This is a genomic window from Edaphobacter sp., assembly GCF_035763405.1.
Taxonomy (GTDB): Bacteria; Acidobacteriota; Terriglobia; order Terriglobales; family Acidobacteriaceae; genus Edaphobacter.
Map to the genome: position 1 here is coordinate 1 of NZ_DASUBE010000161.1, position 17,760 is coordinate 17,760.

14 protein-coding genes are annotated in these 17,760 nt (G+C 61.9%); 10 read left to right on the plus strand and 4 right to left on the minus strand.

Going from position 1 to position 17,760, the window contains the following annotated elements; genetic code table 11:
* Positions 1–180 precede the first annotated feature (180 nt).
* Entirely contained in the window at positions 181–459 is a 279-nt protein-coding gene (gene rpsT / locus VFU66_RS15030) for a 30S ribosomal protein S20 (protein ID WP_326447083.1), read from the minus strand.
* Positions 460–844: 385 nt separating this feature from the next.
* Here rpsT and VFU66_RS15035 point away from each other — a divergent pair, with 385 nt between their 5' ends.
* The 6 genes from VFU66_RS15035 to VFU66_RS15060 all read left to right on the plus strand — a co-directional run bounded on the left by VFU66_RS15035 (position 845) and on the right by VFU66_RS15060 (position 7,224).
* A complete protein-coding gene (locus VFU66_RS15035; RefSeq protein WP_326447084.1) occupies positions 845–1,888 on the plus strand; it encodes a PhoH family protein in 1,044 nt (347 codons plus the stop codon).
* Between the two features lie 192 nt (positions 1,889–2,080).
* On the plus strand, positions 2,081–2,950 hold the full coding sequence (locus VFU66_RS15040; protein ID WP_326447085.1) for a glycoside hydrolase family 16 protein: 870 nt from the start codon (positions 2,081–2,083) through the stop codon (positions 2,948–2,950).
* Positions 2,947–3,414: an rRNA maturation RNase YbeY gene (ybeY, locus tag VFU66_RS15045; RefSeq protein WP_326447086.1), complete on the plus strand. Its 468-nt coding sequence runs from the start codon at positions 2,947–2,949 to the stop codon at positions 3,412–3,414. The genes VFU66_RS15040 and ybeY overlap by 4 nt, the downstream gene beginning before the upstream one ends.
* Complete coding sequence (locus VFU66_RS15050) at positions 3,411–4,814, plus strand: hemolysin family protein (protein ID WP_326447087.1); 1,404 nt, start codon at positions 3,411–3,413, stop codon at positions 4,812–4,814. The genes ybeY and VFU66_RS15050 overlap by 4 nt, the downstream gene beginning before the upstream one ends.
* Positions 4,815–4,949: 135 nt before the next feature.
* Complete coding sequence (locus tag VFU66_RS15055; RefSeq protein ID WP_326447088.1) at positions 4,950–5,963, plus strand: FAD:protein FMN transferase; 1,014 nt, start codon at positions 4,950–4,952, stop codon at positions 5,961–5,963.
* Positions 5,956–7,224: a Gfo/Idh/MocA family protein gene (locus VFU66_RS15060; protein WP_326447089.1), complete on the plus strand. Its 1,269-nt coding sequence runs from the start codon at positions 5,956–5,958 to the stop codon at positions 7,222–7,224. Before VFU66_RS15055 ends, VFU66_RS15060 begins: the two co-directional genes overlap by 8 nt.
* An 83-nt stretch (positions 7,225–7,307) precedes the next feature.
* Here VFU66_RS15060 and VFU66_RS15065 read toward each other — a convergent pair whose 3' ends face one another.
* Both VFU66_RS15065 and VFU66_RS15070 read right to left on the minus strand, forming a co-directional pair.
* The gene (locus tag VFU66_RS15065; RefSeq protein ID WP_326447090.1) at positions 7,308–8,372 is read right to left on the minus strand and encodes a rod shape-determining protein; all 1,065 of its coding nucleotides are present in this window, start codon (positions 8,370–8,372) and stop codon (positions 7,308–7,310) included.
* Between the two features lie 135 nt (positions 8,373–8,507).
* The gene (locus VFU66_RS15070; RefSeq protein WP_326447091.1) at positions 8,508–9,833 is read right to left on the minus strand and encodes a hypothetical protein; all 1,326 of its coding nucleotides are present in this window, start codon (positions 9,831–9,833) and stop codon (positions 8,508–8,510) included.
* Positions 9,834–9,930: 97 nt separating this feature from the next.
* On the opposite strand from VFU66_RS15070, the gene ald reads away from it, so the two are divergent.
* From ald to VFU66_RS15085, 3 genes are read left to right on the plus strand one after another with little or no spacing between them, the layout of a single operon-like run.
* Positions 9,931–11,046, plus strand: a complete 1,116-nt coding sequence (ald, locus tag VFU66_RS15075; protein WP_326447092.1) for an alanine dehydrogenase — start codon at positions 9,931–9,933, stop codon at positions 11,044–11,046.
* Between the two features lie 39 nt (positions 11,047–11,085).
* Complete coding sequence (locus VFU66_RS15080; RefSeq protein ID WP_326447093.1) at positions 11,086–13,479, plus strand: sensor histidine kinase; 2,394 nt, start codon at positions 11,086–11,088, stop codon at positions 13,477–13,479.
* Complete coding sequence (locus VFU66_RS15085) at positions 13,476–14,864, plus strand: sigma-54-dependent transcriptional regulator (RefSeq protein WP_326447094.1); 1,389 nt, start codon at positions 13,476–13,478, stop codon at positions 14,862–14,864. The genes VFU66_RS15080 and VFU66_RS15085 overlap by 4 nt, the downstream gene beginning before the upstream one ends.
* A 1-nt stretch (position 14,865) precedes the next feature.
* Here the strand turns inward: VFU66_RS15085 and era are convergent, their stop codons facing one another.
* On the minus strand, positions 14,866–15,909 hold the full coding sequence (era, locus tag VFU66_RS15090) for a GTPase Era (RefSeq protein WP_326447095.1): 1,044 nt from the start codon (positions 15,907–15,909) through the stop codon (positions 14,866–14,868).
* 82 nt (positions 15,910–15,991) lie between these two features.
* Between era and VFU66_RS15095 the strand changes: the two genes are divergently transcribed.
* Positions 15,992–17,760, plus strand: a 1,769-nt coding sequence (locus VFU66_RS15095) for an alpha/beta hydrolase-fold protein (protein ID WP_326447096.1), incomplete at its 3' end; no start/stop codon positions are given.

Here is a 17,760-nt window from a genome sequence, read left to right on the forward strand (position 1 = left end):
AGTTAAAGCATTCATAATAAACACGTTATGCCGGGCAAGCGAAGGTAGTCCGAACCTAACTCCTTTGTTAAAAGGACTTTGCGAAAAAGTAACCGAGGGGAGTACCCCTCCCGCAAAACAAAAAGGCGCAGGAGCGTAGCCCGTGGCCACGCTCCTGCGCCTTCCAGAATCAGAAAGTTCTTAAGCCGACTTCTTCACAGAGACGGCTTTGACCCTAGCATTCAGGCGGCTCTTGTAGCGGCTGGCCGTGTTCTTGTGAAGAACGCCCTTCTGCACGCTCTTATCGAGCACCGAGACCGTCTCGCTGTACGCCTTGCCCAGCGTGGCCTTGTCACCGGCCGCGATGGCCTCGCGCAGCGAACGCAGCGTGCCACGCAGCTTGCTGCGGTTAGCGCGGTTCACCGCGGTCTTGGTCTCGGTCTGACGTGCGCGCTTCAACGACGAAACATGATTTGCCATAAACTCTCTTCTCTCAACCCTAAAGATTGGTAACGGGGATGGGGTGCAGGCCCAGGCCGGTCAGAACACAACCTGCCGCACTCCCTGCAACTTCTAAGTCTACGAAACTCCGCGCCGCCGGTCAACCGCAGAAACCCTGGGATTGCATCATCAACAGCAAACATGAAATGAACCAGCAAATGCCACTTGACGGCCCACCCCGCGCGTTCTACTCTGTGCCCATCTTTGGTACTCGATTGGTGCCTTTCGCCATCCCGGTCCGAGCCACCCTCAAAACCCAACCCCCTGCCCGACATCTGCACGATCAGCAACCTTCAGCCCCGCTGGCCTGTCTAATCAACAGGGCCGGCAACCCAGCTTCGCCTGACGGAGGTCAGCACACTACTTGATTAAAAAAACCATGGAAATCACGCCTGGCATTGAGCCCCTCTATGGGACCCACGATGAAAACCTCCGGCTCCTGGAGGACAAACTCAACGTCACGATCGATCTCCGCTCCGACGCCATCCACGTCACCGGCGAGCCCGACAGCATCGCCCGCGTGGAACAAATCTTTAACGACTTCGACTACCTCCGCAGAATCGGCGTCAATCTGCACAACGGCGAACTCAACGGCATGTTGCGGCTCGTCGTCTCAGACCCCTCCGTCAACCTCCGCGCGCTCGTCGAGACCGGCAAGCAACGCTCCGCCGGCATCAAGCGCATGGTGCAGCCTCGCTCGCCCAACCAGCGCAAGTATGTCGAAGCCATCGAGCAGTGCGACATGACCTTCGGCCTCGGCCCCGCCGGCACCGGCAAGACCTACCTTGCCGTAGCGATGGCCGTCGCCGCGCTCATGGCCAAAAAAGTCAGCCGCATCATCCTCGTCCGCCCCGCCGTCGAAGCAGGCGAGCGACTCGGCTTCCTTCCCGGCAGTCTGCAGGAGAAGGTCGATCCCTACCTGCGCCCGCTCTACGACGCGCTCTATGACATGCTCGATCCGCCGCGCGTCGACAAGATGCTCGAGACCAACGTCATCGAGGTTGCCCCGCTCGCCTTCATGCGCGGACGCACCCTCAACGATGCCTTCATCATCATGGACGAGGCCCAGAACACCACCACTGAGCAGATGAAGATGTTTCTCACCCGCATGGGAAACAACTCGAAGGCCGTCATCACCGGCGACCTGACCCAGACCGACCTGCCCAACCCAAAGAGATCCGGGCTGCTCGAAGCGATTCATGTGCTCGACGGCGTCGAAGGCATCCGCTTCTGCCACTTCGAGGACGTGGACGTGGTACGTCATCAACTCGTTCAGCGCATCGTCCGCGCCTACGACAGCTACGGCCGCGCCCAGCAGCAACTCCCGCTCGCGCTCGGCGAATCAGCCACGCTCGAACCGGCCATCGTCCCGGCTACCGCTCCGCAGCCTCTGCCGAAGCCGCAATAGCTTCGGTTCCATGCGATACCATCATCAGCAGAGGGCGCGTAGCCCTCTGTTGATGTTTTTTGCCTGTCATTCTGAGCGCAGCGAAGAATCCCCGCATTTTGCTCGTAGCGGCACGGATCTTCGCTTGCGAGGCGCCTGCACCGCGAAGGAAGATACAGAATTTTTGTCGATGTTGAGGAACCGACCCGACCAATGATTGCTGAGCCTCCAAGCCACATCCTCCACAAGCTGCTTTGCCTCGCCCTGCTGCTCAGCCCCGTCGAAGCCGCTCGTGCCCAGCAGCCCGCGCCCTCGAAATGGCAGCTCACGTGGAGCGACGAGTTCAATGGCCCCAGCGGCTCCTCGCCCGATCCGGCGAAGTGGTCCTTCGAGACCGGCGGCAGCGGCCACGGCAACGACGAGCAGGAGACCTACACAGATCGCCCTGCCAACGTCGAACAGCAGCACGGCAACCTCGTCATCACCGCCCGCAGCGAAGACTTCACCGGCAAAGACGGCATCCCGCGCCACTACACCTCGGGCCGCATCCGCACGCTCGGCCACTTCAGCCAGGCCTACGGACGCTTCGAGGCCCGCATCAAGCTGCCCATCGGCAAAGGCACCTGGCCCGCCTTCTGGCTGCTCGGCAACGACATCGAGACGAACCACTGGCCCAACTGCGGCGAGATCGACATCCTTGAAACCATCGGCGCGACGGACACCATGTACTCAACCCTGCATGGGCCCGGTTACAGCGGCGCGCACGGCATCTCCGCCAAATTCACGCTGCCACCCGGCGAGACCGTCAACTCCGGCTTCCACACCTACGCCGTCGAGTGGTCGCCGAACGACATCAAGTTTTACTTCGACAAGCACCTCGTCGCCCACCGCACTCCTGCGGATCTCCCGCCGGGAACGAAGTGGGTCTACGACCACCCCTTCTTCATCATCCTCAACCTCGCCGTAGGAGGCCGCTGGCCCGGCAACCCCGACGCCACGACCGTCTTCCCGCAGACGATGCTCGTAGACTACGTCCGCGTCTACTCGCTCCAATCGCCGCCGGCGAAGCAGGTCGAGCCATGATCACCATCGACCCGGCTGCGGAATCGCAGGCGCTCTCGAAGTCAGCCCTGTCACGCTTCGCTTCAAGCGCCCGCCGCGCCATCGGCCTCGCGGGCGAGGTCGATATTCTTCTCTCGACTGACGACGAACTCAAGCGCCTGAATCGCGCCTTTCGCGGCAAGAACAAACCGACCGACGTCCTCAGCTTTCCTGCGCCAGCCGAAATAGCCGACGAACACGCCGGAGACCTCGCCATCTCCGTCGAGACCGCCGCGCGGCAGGCCCGGTCGTTCGGCCACACGCTCGCCGAAGAGATTCGTGTCCTCATCCTCCACGGTCTGCTGCATCTTAATGGCATGGACCACGAGACCGATCAGGGCGAGATGGCGGCCCGCGAGGCTGAACTCCGCGCCGGGTTGCGCCTTCCCGCGACGCTGATCGAGCGTACGCATCAACCAGCGCACAAGCCAGGGCGGCGCGCATGAGTACGAACCTTATCGGCACGCTCGTCTTCATCGTGCTGCTCTTCATCCTCGCGCTGGCCGCCTACGCCGACCGCATCTACACGGAGATGGGCAAGTTCCTCGCCCGCGAGTATCAGGACAACATCGACGCCTGGGAGCGGCTCGTCGAACCGCGTCTCCACCTCGGCCGCGAATCAATCGCGCTCTCGGCCTCCGTGCTGCGCCAGCTTGCGCTCGCCGCCATCGCGCTTTTTGCCGGTCTGCGCCTCTACACGCACACGACTGCTCTCTTGCCGACGTTGGCTCGCTCGCCGAGCGTGGCGGAGATTGTCCGCGTGGCCTGCGAGATCATTCTGCTTATCCTCCTCTTCGACTGGTTCATTCCGCGATTGCTTTTCACCCGCACGCGCGGGCTGTGGGTCGTGCGGATTCGCGTCATCCTGCAGGCACTCTTCTATCTCATCCTGCCGATCACGCTGCTGTTGGGCCTGCTGCTCTCCATTGCCGCGCTGGCCGAACCCGAGGACACCGCTGAAGAAGATCGTCCCTCCGAGGCAATGGACGCGCTGCTCGAAGCCGGTGAAGAGGAGGGCATCCTCGAAGAGTCCGACCGCGAGCTGGTGCGTTCTGCCGTCGAGTTCGGCGACAAGATCGTGCTCGAAGTGATGACGCCGCGCCCGGAGATCTTCGCCGTCCCCGGCACGCTGACGCTGCGCGAGTTCACCGCGAAGATCAACGAGAGCGCCTTCTCGCGTGTGCCGGTCTACGAAGGCTCGCTCGACCACATCACCGGCCTCGCCTTCGCGCACGACCTTCTCCAGGTGCTCGACATCGAGGCCAGCGCCCGGACGGTCGCCGAGATTCAGCGCCCCGTCGCCTTCGTGCCCGAGACGAAAAAAGTTGCCGCGCTGCTGCGCGAGATGCAGCGCGAAAAACAGCACATGCGCATCGTCATCGACGAGTACGGGAATGTGGCCGGCCTTGTCACCATCGAAGACCTCATCGAGGCCATCGTCGGCAGCATCGCCGACGAGCACGACGAGCCTGAGGCCGAAGACACGCCCCAGCGCCAGCCCGACGGCTCATTCATCGTCCCCGGCACGTTTGAACTCTCGCGTCTGCGCGACCTCTTCAGCGAGCAGCTCAGCCCCGCCGAAGAAAGCATCGCGCACGATCCCGCCGACTCGCCCGAAGAGTACGGCGCGCCGCATGATCAGCGCGATGAACTGACGGCGCTTCGTCTGCCCGCGCACTACGAATCGACAACGCTTGGCGGCCTCGTCTCCGAGATCGCCGGCCACATCCCGCTGCCCGGCGAAGTCGTCGAGCAGGACGGCCTGCGCCTCGAAGTGCTCGCCTCGACCGACCGCCGCATCGACCGCATCCACGTCAGTCTGATCCCTTCGTCTGCAAGCGCATAGACGGTCGCTCGCTCGCGCGGATGACCAACGTGCCCCTCATTCCGTATGATTGTTCACACTTGCAACTGAACCGAAGGCGTAGGGAATTTGGCGGGACGCGCTCGAAAACTCGCAACGCAGTGCATCCGGGCCCTATTGCTGACGGCTCTGCTGAGCCCGCCGCTGGCCGCACAGCCCGCGCTCCAGCGATTCCATCAGACCCACGCCGCGATGGGCACCGTCTTCACCATCGACCTCTACGCGCCCAGCGAAACCAGCGCGGAGACGGCCATGAACTCCGCGTTCAACGAGATCGACCGCCTGGAAGCACTGCTCAGCAACTACCGCCCGTCCAGCGAACTTTCCCGCATCAGCCGCGAGGCCGGTTCAGGCCCGGTCGTCACCGACCCGGAAACCTTCCGCTTCCTCACGCGCTCCGTCTACTGGAGCCGCGTCTCCGGCGGCGCATTCGACATCACCGTCGGCCCGCTGCTGCGCGCGTGGGGATTCTTCTTCCATCAAGGCCACGTTCCGCCGCAGTCTGAACTCGACGCGCTCAAAGACAAGATCGGCTGGCAGCACATCGCGCTCGACCCGGCGACGCGCAGCGTCTCGTTCACGCAACACCAGCCCATGGAGCTGGACCCCGGCAGTATCGGCAAGGGCTTCGCCGTTGAAAGCGTCGAGAAGCTCCTCCGCGCACAAGGCATCACCTCCGCGTTCATCGACGCAGGGGGCAGCACGCTCTACGCCATCGGCGCGATTCCGGGCGCGGCGGGATGGCCAGTGGATGTACCCGACCCGCAGCACCCCGGCAAGATCGCCAGCACCATTCAGATCCGGGACACGTCGCTCTCCACCGGGGCCTGCACGCAGAAGTTCTTCATCCAGAACGGCCATCGCTACTGCCACATCTTCGATCCCCGCACCATGCGCCCGGTCGAAGGCGTGCTCCAGACCACCGTCATCGACCCCAGCGCAACGGACAGCGACGCGCTCTCGACCGTCGTCTTCGTACTCAATCCCGCAGCATCCCAGCGCCTGCTCAGCACCATGCCGAAAGTCCAGGCGCTCATCTTTACGCAGACCTCCTGCACGGCCATCCACTGGAAAGGCCAGCCGTGCAACCAATCTCAAGCAAGACAAAAAGGACCCCAGCCCCATGATTGATCGTCGTGAATTCGTCCGTGGCATCTCTGCCGCCGTCGCCGCCACCACCCTTGCCTCGGACCCCGCCATTGGCCAGGTGTTTGCGCAAACGACCTCGAAGACCGAGGCCGAAGCTGATCGCCAGATCGCCCGCACCACGGACTCGTCGCCGTTCCGCATCGGCATCATCGGGCCGGGCAGCCGGGGCAAGGAGCTTGTGCGCAACTTCCTTCGTGTTCCCGGCGTCAAGATTGTCGCGGCGGCGGACGTCTACCAGCCGCGCTTCGCCGAGCTGAACGCGGTCTGCGGATACGAGGTTCCGTCCTATACCGACTTCCGCAAACTGCTCGACCGCAAAGACCTCGACGCGGTCATCGTCTCGACGCCGCTCGGCCTGCACGCCAGCCACGTCATCCCCGCACTCGAATCCGGCCACCACGTCTACGGCGAAAAGGCGATGGCCTACCACCTCGAAGACGCGCGCAGGATTGTCGAAGCGACCAAGGCCAACAAGCGCATCTTCCAGATCGGCCACCAATATCGCTACTCGCCGTGGATTCGCGCCGCCGTCGCCCGCGTCAAACAGGGCGAGATCGGCGAGGTCACGCACATCATGGCCTACTGGAACCGCAACAACAACTGGCGTCGTCCCGTGCCCGACCCCTCGCTCGAACGGCTTATCAACTGGCGTCTCTACAACGAGTGGTCGCTCGGCCTGTTCGCCGAACTCGGCTCGCACCACATGGACATCGCCAACTGGATCCTCGACGCGACCCCGACCTCAGCGATTGCGTCCGGCTCCATCTGCTACTGGCACGACGGCCGCGAGACCGACGACAACGTCCAGGCTGTGCTCTCCTACCCCGGTGGCCGCCGCTGCATCTTCACCTCGATGACCAACAATGCCAAGATGGGCGACCAGCTCTGGGTCTACGGCGACAAAGGCTCGCTGAACCTCACGCTGCTGGACGCGACCTTCTACTACGAGCCAAAGCACAAGCCCCACGTCGTCCCGGCCAAAGGCGCAGGCAAAGCCGTTGTCACCAGCGCGTCCTACCAGCCAGCGGGCGAGATGCCGTATCGCGGCCCCGGCAAACCCGTTGAAGTCACCACCGCTGAAGACCCCACCACCGCAGCCACCCGCGCCTTCGTCTACTGTGTCCGCACCGGCACCGACCCCATCTCGAACGTCCACGTCGGCTACGGCTCCGACCTCTGCGTGATTCCGTCTAATGAGTCCCGCCACAAAGGCCAGGAGGTCCAGGTCCCGGCGGCTATTTAAAAGCGACCACGGATTTACACGGATTTCGCGGATAAGGCTTTTGTCTTTATCCGTGAAATCCGCGCAGATCCGCAGTCGTAGCTTTAGTCGATGGAGATCTTCCTGAGCAGGTTGAAGTCCGAGAGCATCTTGCCCGTGCCTAGAACGACCGAGGCCAGCGGGTCGTCCGCAATCGAGACCGGCAAGCCTGTTTCTTCGCGGATGCGCTTGTCGAGGTTCTTGATGAGCGCGCCGCCGCCGGTGAGCACGATTCCGCGGTCGGAGATGTCGGCTGAAAGCTCCGGAGGCGTCCGCTCGAGCGCCACGCGAATCGCATTGATGATCGTTGAGATGCACTCCGAGAGCGCCTCGCGGATTTCTGAGTCCTCGATGGTGATGGTCTTCGGAACGCCCTCGATGAGGTTGCGGCCCTTGACCTCCATCTCGATAGGCTTGTCCAGCGGATAAGCCGACCCGAGCGAAATTTTGATCTGCTCGGCGGTGCGTTCGCCGATCAGCAGGTTGTACTTCCGCTTCAGGTAGGTCATCACGGCCTCGTCCATCTGGTTGCCGGCCATGCGGACCGAGCGCGAGTAGACGATGCCTGCCAGCGAGATTACGGCAATATCGGTAGTCCCGCCGCCGATATCGACGACCATGTTGCCGCCCGGCTCGGTAATGGGCAGGCCCGCGCCGATGGCCGCGACCATGGCCTGCTCGACCAGGTGGACCTCGGAGGCCTTGGCCCGGTAGGCCGAGTCCATGACGGCGCGCTTTTCCACCTGCGTAATCTCGGAGGGCACGCCGATGACGATGCGCGGATGCACCATCATCTTGCGGTTGTGCGCCTTCTGGATGAAGTAGTTCAGCATCTTCTCCGTGTGGCGGAAGTCGGCGATGACGCCGTCCTTCATGGGTTTGATGGCGACGATGTTGCCCGGCGTGCGGCCGAGCATGTCCTTGGCCTCCTTGCCCACGGCCTCGACCTCATTGGTGATCTTGTTGACCGCGATGATCGAAGGTTCGTTGACGATGATGCCCTTGCCGTGCGCGTAGACAAGCGTATTGGCCGTGCCCAGGTCAATGGCCAGGTCGCTTGAAAACAGGCTGAAGAGAGACCGCATATTGTGTATGCGGGAGTACCGCATCTGAAAACCGTTTGAAGACATAGATGAAATAAGAAAATTCCCGAGAATTTGTAGAGGTCGTTGCCTGAAAACGAGGCTCCCACTAGTGTAGTCCCTTTGCAAGCAGGGATTCTCCACCGTCACCTAACCAGTAAGCATTCCTGTCCTACTTTGGTGTTAGCGCGAGACTTGCCCAGTGTGCGTCAGCATCCGGCAGCACATCAAGGCGGCGGGGTAGATGAGCACGCTGACGTGCCGCGTGTATGCAAAGCCCGCAATATAGGGCAGGAGGCAGGCTGCCACCAGCGCAAGAAAGAGCCAGCTTGCCGTCCGTAGGGAAGGGTCGCCGGGCAGAGCAGGCCGGGTTGCCGCATAGAGCGCACCGAGGATCGCCGTCCACAGCATGAGCCGGAAGAACACGAGACTCGCGACCTCCCAGGCGAGCATGGCTCCGTGCTCCTGCCGGGAGCCGATCTTCCGGATGGAGACGAGCGCGACCTCCAGCTTGCGCAGATCGCCGCGCAGAGTCTCGCGCGGATGGAGACGCATGTACTCGACAGCGGCGTGAAGATGATAGTCGTTGAAGCTCCACTCATCGCCGAAGTGGAGGCCCCGGTTCAGGTCCCGGTCGAAGCCGTCAAGCGTCTCGCCCGGCGCAGGCGGATAGTGATCGAGAAAAGCTGCATTGTTGCCTTTGTGCAGATTGAGGCCGTCCAGGCTGGTGCCCAGGCTGTAGCGACCGCCGGCGTGGTGTTGATAGATGGCCCATCCAACGGGAGCAGTCAGTATGAGTGCGGTTGCCAGCAGGTGCAGTTTCCATCTGTGCTGCATTCGCAGGTAGCCAATCAGAAGAACGATCACTGCCGGCGCCATCGAACTCTTTGACAGGAAGAGGCAGTCGAGCGTCACTGCAAAGAGAAGTGTCAGCGGCAAGTCCAGCTCTTCGGCAAAGAAGAGAATCGCAACGGCAAGAGCAAGCAGGCTGTAGGTGTAGCCCTCCTCGACCTGCATGTTGACGACGCATGCGAGAAATGCGGGAACAGCAAACGGAGCCAGTAGAAGGAAGATGGCGGTGATCCTGCGCGGCGTTTGGTCAGGCATTCGACGCCATGCCAGATACATTGCAAGTTCGAGGGGGAAGAGCAGCAGCAATGCCTTGAAGAAGGCTACCCGCAGATAATGATTCCCCAGCAGGCTGATGCCCAGCGCAACCACAAGCGTAGGGATGGGCATCCGCGCGGAGTGAAAGCAGATGGGATTGCCGGGGGTCCCCATGACCTCAGTGCATACTGTGAGGCCGCCGCCATGGAGCAGGCTTTGGGTGGTTGGCCCAACGAGACTGCGGAGCGTGAAAAGCGGCTTTGTTTCGCGGATACCGAAGGCCCATGTGACAGCGATGACAATGACAAGCGAGACCGCCACCGGCATGGCGAACCATCGATGGTTGCGCGTTGCTGCACGCGACGGCGACATGGCGGAAACTGTGCTGGAAGTCTGTGCCATGCGCTCAATCTAAATGATGCGGCGCGGCACGTCCGGGACAAATGCCGATGTGTCGCCTAAGTAGATACAATCAAAGACGGTTTGATGGGAGACAACGATGATGATTGGAGTGCCTAAGGAAGTCAAAGACCATGAGAGCCGTGTAGGTATTACACCGGCCGGTGTGAAGGCGCTGGTCGAGGCCGGTCACAAGGTGCTGGTGGAGCATAACGCCGGCGCACTTTCCGCTATGCCCGACGATGAGTATCAGTCTGCCGGTGCGGAGATTGTGGGCTCGGCGCACGACGTCTGGCGGCTTGCAGAGATGGTCGTCAAGGTGAAGGAACCGATCGAGTCGGAGTATCGCCACTTCCGCGAAGGGCTGGTGCTGTTCACCTATCTGCACCTTGCGCCTGTTCCCGATCTTACCGAGGCGCTGCTGACGAAGAAGGTGACGGGCATTGCCTACGAGACAGTCCGCGACCGCGCGGGTGCATTGCCTCTGCTGACGCCCATGAGCGAGGTCGCCGGACGCATGAGCGTGCAGGTGGGCGCGGCGTATCTGGAGAAGGAACATGGCGGGCGCGGCGTGCTGCTGGGCGGTGTTCCGGGAGTGCCTCCGGGCAATGTGTGCATCATCGGCGGAGGCATTGTGGGCACCAACGCGGCGAAGATGGCGCTGGGCCTGGGTGCGAAGGTGACGCTGATTGATCTGAACCTGAACCGGCTGCGCGAGATTGACGACATCTTCAACGGGCGTGTGTTTACGGTCGCCTCGAACAGTTACAACATCGAGCGGGCCGTCCGCGAGGCCGATCTGGTCATCGGCGGCGTGCTGATTCCGGGAGCGGCCGCGCCGAAGATTGTCACCAAAGCGATGGTGTCGAAGATGAAGAAGGGCGCGGTGGTCGTGGATGTGGCCATCGACCAGGGCGGCTGCATCGAGACCGCGCACCCCACCACACATAGCGACCCTTCGTTCGAGGTCGATGGCGTGGTCCACTACTGTGTGACCAATATGCCGGCAGCGGTGCCGAACACCTCGACGCTTGCTCTGACCAATGCGACGTTCCCCTATGTGCTGAAGCTGGCGCGCATGGGCGCGAAGGCCGCTATCGGCGAGGACAAAGGCATTGCGGAGGGCGTCAATACATTCGACGGCACGCTCACCTATGCTGCTGTGGCCGCCGCGCAGAAGCGCGAGTGGAAGCCGGTCACGACACTCGTCCAGTAGGCGGTGGTTGGCTAAAATAGTGGCACCACCGAGGTCGGTATGGCGAACGAGACGGGCCGGAACGAGACAAACCGGCGAAAGTTGTGGAGCATCGCCCTGGGCACGTGCCTGCTGGTGCTGCTCGCAACGCTGGTCGCGCTCCAGGCCTTCAACGTCAAGTTTCTGAATCCAGCCACGACCGGGCAGATCTTTGTTTTTACGGGTCTCTCGGTGGTGGCGTTTCTTCTGTTCGTCACGGTCCTCATTCTGCTTGCGCGCAACGTGCTCAAGCTCTATGCCGAGCAGCGCAGCCGCGTCATGGGTACGCGCCTGCGCACGCGGATGCTGCTGGGCGCAGTCCTAGTGAGCCTTCTTCCGATCGCCTTCATGGCGTTCTTCAGCTACGGCCTGATGAACCGCGCTGTGGACCGCTGGTTTTCGCAGCCCGTGACGCAGATGCGCGACGCCAGCAATCAGATGGCGCTCGACCTGGCCCAGTACACCACGGCGAACGCCAGGGCTGAGGCTGACTCCATCGCTGTGAGCCTGCCTGTTTTTGCCCCCACCGATGCCGCTACAGATAAGTCTGAGCAGCGGCAGGAGATCTACGACGTACTGCGCAGGCATGACATCACGCTGCAAAATGGCTTTGCCCTCATCTATCGGGACGGCGTTCCCGTTGCGGCTTACCAGATGCCGCAACACAGCGGCGCGACGGCGCAGGTCAAGACGTGGATGCCGGAGCAGGGAGGCGAGGCTGTTAAAGGGCACGCGAGTGTGGCCGTGGGCGACTCCACCGACGCCCAGATATTGACTGCATCGAAACGCGCGGACGAGCCGGTCTTCAGCGTTGGAGGAACGGACTATGCTCTCGGAGCGGCGGCTCTCAAGTCGGGAGAGACCGTCGTGGTCGGGCTTCCCATGCCGAACGGCATGTCGACTACGATGGAATCGCTGCGGACGGCCGCCGATTCTTACTGGATCATCTTCCGCAGTCGCAACCAGATTCGCAACCTCTACATGCTGCTTCTGCTGATGATGACGTGTCTGGCGCTGTTTGCATCAAGCTGGCTGGCGCTGCATCTCTCCAAGCAAGTCACGAAGCCCGTTGAGGCGCTGGCGGACGCGATGGAGGCGATTGCGTCGGGCGACTACGGCCATCGTGTGGGCGAGAGCGCCACTGAAGAACTGGGCGAGCTGGTGCGCAGCTTCAACCACATGGCTGCTGATCTCGAAGGCAGCCGCCGCGCCGTCGAGTACTCGACCGTGCAACTGAGCGCAGCCAACGCCGCGCTTGAAGCACGACGCGGTGAGCTTGAGACGATGCTTGAAACGATCCCCAATGGCGTAGCTACGTTGGACGCCGAGCGACGAATCGTCCTCGCCAATCGCGCGCTCAGCGAGATGATGGACCCCGGCGGCCAGCGGTCTTTTATTGGAAGGCTGATAGAGGAGGTCTTCCCGCCGGAGGTTGCCGAGGTGCTGGACCGGTTGATCCGGCGGAGCCACCGCATGGGGTCAGACTCAAGCGAGATCGAGATTGCGGGCAGCGCGCATGGCCGCTTCGGCGGCACGATGAACCTGCTCGCCACTGTCGCGCTGCTGGAGATGCCGCTCGCCAGCGACCGCACACGGCGCGAGCATCGCGGCTATGTGCTGGTGCTTGAAAACGCGACCGAGCTTCTTCGCGCGCAGAAGCAGTCGGCGTGGAAGGAGGTTGCGCGCCGCGTGGCCCACGAGATCAAGAATCCGCTGACGCCGATCAGCCTCAGCGCCGAACAGATTCACCGCCACATCGACCGCCTGGGCAACACACTTGCCGAGCGCGAGATCGCTTCGCCGTCGCCTGCGATCATTCGCCGGTGCAGCGAGGTCATCACATCGTCGGTCGAAAGTATGCGCTCGCTGGTAGATCAGTTCGCCTCGCTGGCTGAATTTCCGACGGCGCGGCCCAGGCCGGCGGACCTCAATACGATCATTGAGAACTCGCTGGCGCTCTTTGCCGGACGCATGACGGCGATTCGCATCGTTCGCAAGATGGATCCGACACTTCCGCTCGTCATGGCGGATCCGGAGGCGCTGAAGCGTGCGTTCGGCAACCTGATTGATAACGCCGCAGAGGCCATGCAGCAGAGCCTGCTGCGTGAGCTTTACATCTGCACCACGCTGCTGGAGAACGGCATCGTGGAACTCACCATTGCCGACACCGGCTCCGGCCTGACCGACGAGATGCGCGAGCGTCTCTTCCTGCCTTACTTTTCGACCAAGCAGCGCGGCACCGGCCTGGGTCTCGCCATTGCGGCCAAAATTATTCAGGAGCACCGCGGCACCATCCGCGCGGAGCAGAATGAGCCGGTGGGAGCGAAGTTCATCATCGAACTGAGGACCGCAAGCAGCGTCGAGGCGGATGCAGAGATGCTCGCGGCGGCGAATGCCAACGGAGGAACGCATTGAACCACGTCCTGATCGTCGATGACGAAGCCGAGATACGCGAGTCGCTCGAAAGCATCCTGCGGGAAGAAGGCTATCTCGTCACCACGAGCGCGACGGCCGCCGAGGCGCTTGAACTGCTGCGTGACGCTGCCTACGATGTGGTGCTGCTCGACATCTGGTTGCCCGACCGCGATGGCCTGAGCGCGCTACAGGAGATTCGTCAGATGGAGGCGGCCAACGTGCCGGAGGTCATCATCATCAGCGGCCACGGAACGATTGAGTCCGCCGTGCGGGCGACCAAGCTCGGCGCTTACGACTTCCTCGAAAAACCGCTTTCGCTCGACCGCACACTGATTGTGTTAAAGAACGCGATGCGGGCGCGGCAGATGCGCGAAGACAATGCGGAGTTCGCGCGTCAGCTTGCCGCGAAGGGCAACGTCACCGGCCAGAGCGTCGCCATGAAGGCGCTGCGCCAGCAGATTAAATTGATGGCACCCACCAACGGCCGCGTGCTCATCTTTGGCGAGAGCGGCACAGGCAAGGAACTGATTGGCCGCGCCATGCACGCCGAAAGCCTGCGCAGAGACCGTCCCTTCATCGAACTCAACTGTGCTGCCATTCCCGAGGACTACATCGAGAGCGAACTCTTCGGCTATCGTCATGGAGCAGGGCCTTCCGGCACCAGCGGCCCGCAGGAGAAGCGCGGCACCTTCGAGCGCGCTGACGGAGGCACGCTCTTCCTCGACGAAGTGGGCGACATGAGCCTCAAGACGCAGGCCAAGGTGTTGCGCACGCTCGACGAACAGAGATTTCTTCCTGTGGGCGCGTCGCATCCCATTCATGTGGATGTGCGCGTTATCGCCGCGACGAACAAGGACCTCGAAGAAGAGATTGCGCGCGGCAACTTCCGCGAAGACCTCTTCTATCGCCTCAACGTGATTCCGTTTTATGTGCCGCCGCTACGCGACCGCAAGGAGGATATTCCGCTGCTGGTCAAGGAATTCCTGCAACAGTTCGGCCAGCAGTACGGGCGCCCGCATGTCGAGATGACCGAAGATGCGCTTGCTGCGCTTAAGCAGTATCACTGGCCCGGAAACGTGCGCGAGCTGCGCAATCTGGTCGAGCGCGTCATCATCCTCAACCCGAAGGTGCAGCGCATCGAGCGGAAACACCTGCCGATGCTCGTCTATCGCGGCCCCGCGAAGCCGACGGAAGGCCGCGCGAATGTGCGCGGCGAGGAGTTCTCCAGCCTGCTCGAAGCGCGTGAGGCGTATGAGCGCGACTACATCCTCAAAAAGCTCGACGAAAATCATGGTAACGTCAGCCGCACGGCGGAAGGACTTGGCCTTGAACGCAGTCATTTGTATCGCAAGATGAAGGCGTTGGGCGTTAGCGTGAAAGAGTAAGCTACTTCTCTTCCGCCTGCTGCTTTTCCGCAATCTGTTCCAGTTGCCGCCGCCAGTCGAGGTCTTCGACGAAGCCGCGTGAGCTGCGCCACTCTTCCTGCACCTTGACGAACAGCTCCAGAAAGACGCGCGTGCCCAGCAGGCTTTCGATCTCCTTGCGGGCCGCAGTGCCGATGCGCTTGAGCATCTCGCCGCCCTTGCCGATCAGGATCGCTTTCTGGCCAACGCGCTCGCAGTAGATGGCGGCTGCGATCTTCGTGACTGGCAGCTTGCCGTCGCGCGTCTTCTTCATCGAGGCAGGTTCTTCGTACTTTTCGATGACGACGGCGGCGGCGTAGGGGACCTCTTCGCCGGTTAGCAGAAGAATTTTTTCGCGGATGAGTTCAGCGACGAGGAAGCGTTCAGGCTGGTCGGTGAGCTGGTGCTTCGGAAAGTACCGCTGGCCCTCTTTCAACTGGCCGACGATCTTTTCCAGCAGCAGGTCCAGACCTTCTTTCTTTCGCGCCGAGATGGGAATCACGGCGGCGAAGGGGTGCAGTGAACTCCAGTGGGCAATCAGCGGCAGCAGTTCTTCTTTGCGCACGGCGTCCATTTTGTTCAGCACCAGGATAACCGGGCACTCCAGCTTCTGAATCAGCGACAGAGCGAAGTTGTCCTCGGCAGCGGACATCGCCATTCTTCCGGTTGTCTTCGCGCCCGCGTCCGATTCTTTTGCCAGCCGGTGAGTGGCATCGACGATGAACAGCACTGCATCGCGTGACTCGAGTGCGTCGTGGACCTCCTGCATCATGCGGCGGTCAAGCTGTGTCGAGGGCTTGTGAACGCCGGGCGTATCTACCAGCACGATCTGCGCAGCGGGATGTCCGGCGGCGTCTTTCGTCTTCTTCTGGAGCGGCACTTCGAGCACGCCGTGAATGCGGGTGCGCGTCGTCTGCGGTTTGTGCGTGACGATGGCGAGCTTCTGGCCCAGCAGGGCGTTCAGCAGCGTGGACTTGCCCGCGTTGGGGCGGCCAATGATGGAGACGAAACCGGAGCGAAGGGCCATTCTGCTTATTATGCGCTGTGATGCCACTTGAAGACATGCGCTCATCAACTCATCGGAAGAATTCATACGGCAACGCTCCCGCGTGCTTCGTCTTCTCGGCTACACTGGCGCGGACGCTATCGCAGCACCGAGGGCCATCTTCATGCGCCGAATCATCCTGATCGCAACCATCTTCTTCTTCGCAATCGCAGCAGCCGAGGCGCAGCTTCGCATTGAAGTGACTGTGCCGTCGAAGGCACAGCTGCACGGCCATCTGGTGCTCATCATGACGAAACCGGAGCCGGGTCAGGCGGGCCGCCGCGCCGCCGAGGAACCGCGCTTTCAGTTGAATGAAGACTACGACTCGGCCGAGGGCTTTGGCGTGGATGCTGACGGCACGCCTGCCGGGCAGCCGCTTGTAATTGATGAGAAGACGGTCGGCTATCCGCTCGACCTCGCTGCGATTCCGGCGGGCGATTATCTGGTGCAGGCTGTCTTCAATATCTACGAGCAGTTTCATCTGGCCGATGGTCGCGTGCTCTGGCTGCCGCCGGACAAAGGCGAAGGGCAGCACTGGTACTCGAAGCCGGGCAATCCTTACAACGCTCCGGTGAAGCTGCGCATTGATCCGAAGTCCACGAAGACGATTCGGCTGACGCTGGATAAGGTGATTCCTCCGATTGAAGGCACGCACAAAGATCCGGTTGTGATGGCGGAGAAGAGTCCGGCGGGGAAGTGGCTGAAGTATGTTCGCTTCAAGAGCGACAAGCTCAGCAAATTCTGGGGCCGCGACATGTATCTTGGCGCATGGGTGCTGTTGCCGGACGGCTTCGATGAGCATCCCGGCGCGCACTACCCGCTGATGGTCTATCAGGACCACTACCATGCCGGGTTCGGCGCACCGATGCCGTTTGTGACCACACCGCCCAAGGCAGGCGAGGAGCATGGGCGCGGGCTTGTGCGTGAACAGTACGGCTACAAGTTCTATCAGGACTGGGTTTCGGGCAGGCTGCCGCGCGTCATCATTCTGTATGTGCAACATGCGAATCCTTACTACGACGACTCGTATGCGGTCGATTCGGCGAACGTCGGGCCGTATGGTTCGGCCATCAACGAGGAGCTGATTCCTTATATTGAGAAGACCTATCGCGGCATCGGGCAAGGATGGGCGCGCGCGACCTACGGCGGCTCGACGGGCGGGTGGGAGTCGCTGGCGACGCAGATCTTCTATCCGGACATGTACAACGGAACGTACACGGCGTGCCCGGACCCGGTGGATTTTCATGCGTATCAGAATGTCAATATCTACGACGACACCAATGCTTTCTACCGGCAGGGACCGTTTGCGAAGATTCCGATTGCGGCTGACCGGAAGCCGGATGGCAGCATCATTGCCAACACGGGGCCGGAGTATCGGTTCGAGTATGTGCTGGGCACGCATGGGCGCTCGACCGAGCAGTGGGACATCTGGCAGGCGGTCTTTTCGCCTGCCGGGCCGGACGGCTACCCGGCGGAGATTGTGGACCCGCTGACGGGCGCGATCGACAAGAAGGTAGCTGCGTACTGGCGCGAGCACTATGATCTCGATGCAATCCTTGAGCGCGACTGGCCGACGCTGGGACCGAAGCTCGAAGGCAAGCTGCATCTCGCGGTCGGGGACGGGGATACGTACTTTCTGAACAATGCTGTGCATCTGCTCGAGAAGACACTGGAGTCGACGCGGAACCCTCACTCGGATGCTACGTTCCAGTACGGGCCGGGCGAGCCCCACTGCTACACGGGCGGCCCTTCGGAGTACACGATGCAGGTGAACTCGGCGACGTGGGCGCAGCGGGTGCTGCCGCTGATGACTGAGCACATGCTGAAGACTGC